This window comes from Streptomyces chlorus, assembly GCF_042655885.1.
GTDB lineage: Bacteria > Actinomycetota > Actinomycetes > Streptomycetales > Streptomycetaceae > Streptomyces > Streptomyces chlorus.
This window is the reverse complement of sequence record NZ_JBHSOA010000122.1, coordinates 1-1,368: the sequence shown is the minus strand read 5'-3', so window position 1 is coordinate 1,368 and position 1,368 is coordinate 1. Positions and strand designations below refer to the sequence as shown.

Sequence of the window (1,368 nt, the reverse complement as noted above, 5' to 3'; positions counted from 1 at the left end):
GCCGAACACCACGGACACACCCTCACCCCCCTCATCACCCGCCTCAACACCATCCGCCGGGAGAATCCGGCCCTGCGCCGGCTGCGGAATCTCCATTTCCACCAGGCGGACCAGGACCCGGTCATCGTCTACTCGAAGAGGGAGGGTTCGAACACGGTGCTGGTGGTGGCCAACCTCGATCCCCACCGCACCCAGGAGGCCACGGTCTCGTTGGACATGCCGCAACTCGGCCTGGACCAGCACGAGTCGGTGCCGGTGCGCGACGAACTCACCGGCGAGACGTACCACTGGGGCAGCACCAACTACGTGCGTCTGGGACCGGGCGGCGCGCATGTGCTCGTCGTCGGCCGGGAGGCCGAAGGCGACCGTGACCGCACGGCCTCGGCCTCGGCCTCCGGGACTGCGTCCCCTGACCCGCACGGCACGGCTGCGCGACCATCGCGACCGTCCACCCCGCAGATCGGAGGGTCACCCGCATCATGATCGTCAACGAGCCCGTACCGGACACCTTCGAGGACACACCGGCGGGGGACCGCGACCCGGACTGGTTCAAACGAGCCGTCTTCTACGAGGTCCTCGTCCGCTCCTTCCAGGACAGCGACGGCGACGGCATCGGCGACCTGAAGGGGCTGACCGCCAAGCTCGACTATCTGCAGTGGCTCGGCGTCGACTGCCTCTGGCTGCCCCCCTTCTTCAAGTCACCGCTTCGCGACGGCGGTTACGACGTCGCCGACTACACCGCCGTGCTGCCCGAGTTCGGAGACCTCGCCGACTTCGTGGAGTTCGTGGACGCCGCCCATCAGCGGGGCATGCGCGTGATCATCGACTTCGTCATGAACCACACCAGCGACCAGCACCCGTGGTTCCAGGAGTCCCGCCAAAACCCCGACGGCCCCTACGGGGACTACTACGTCTGGGCGGACGACGACAAGCAGTACCAGGACGCGCGGATCATCTTCGTCGACACCGAGGCCTCCAACTGGACGTACGACCAGGTACGCGGGCAGTACTACTTCCACCGTTTCTTCTCGCACCAGCCGGACCTGAACTACGAGAACCCGGCCGTGCAGGAGGAGGTGATCTCCGCACTGAAGTTCTGGCTGGACCTGGGCATCGACGGTTTCCGGCTGGACGCGGTGCCGTACCTCTACCAGGAGGAGGGCACCAACTGTGAGAACCTGCCAGCCACGCACGCCTTCCTGAAGCGGGTGCGCAAGGAGATCGACGCGCAGTACCCGGACACGGTGGTCCTCGCCGAGGCGAACCAGTGGCCGGAGGACGTCGTCGACTACTTCGGCGACTACGCCGCCGGCGGCGACGAGTGCCACATGGCGTTCCACTTCCCGGTCATGCCCCGCATCTTCATGG

1 protein-coding gene and 1 pseudogene are annotated in these 1,368 nt (G+C 66.7%); both read left to right on the top strand.

The window, feature by feature from the left end; translation table 11 throughout:
* Nucleotides 1–483: pseudogene (locus tag ACFPZI_RS33610) on the top strand (hypothetical protein); the annotation flags it as partial.
* Nucleotides 480–1,368: alpha-amylase family glycosyl hydrolase (locus ACFPZI_RS33605; RefSeq protein ID WP_381370961.1), on the top strand; the 889-nt coding region annotated here is incomplete at its 3' end. The pseudogene ACFPZI_RS33610 and the gene ACFPZI_RS33605, both read left to right, overlap by 4 nt.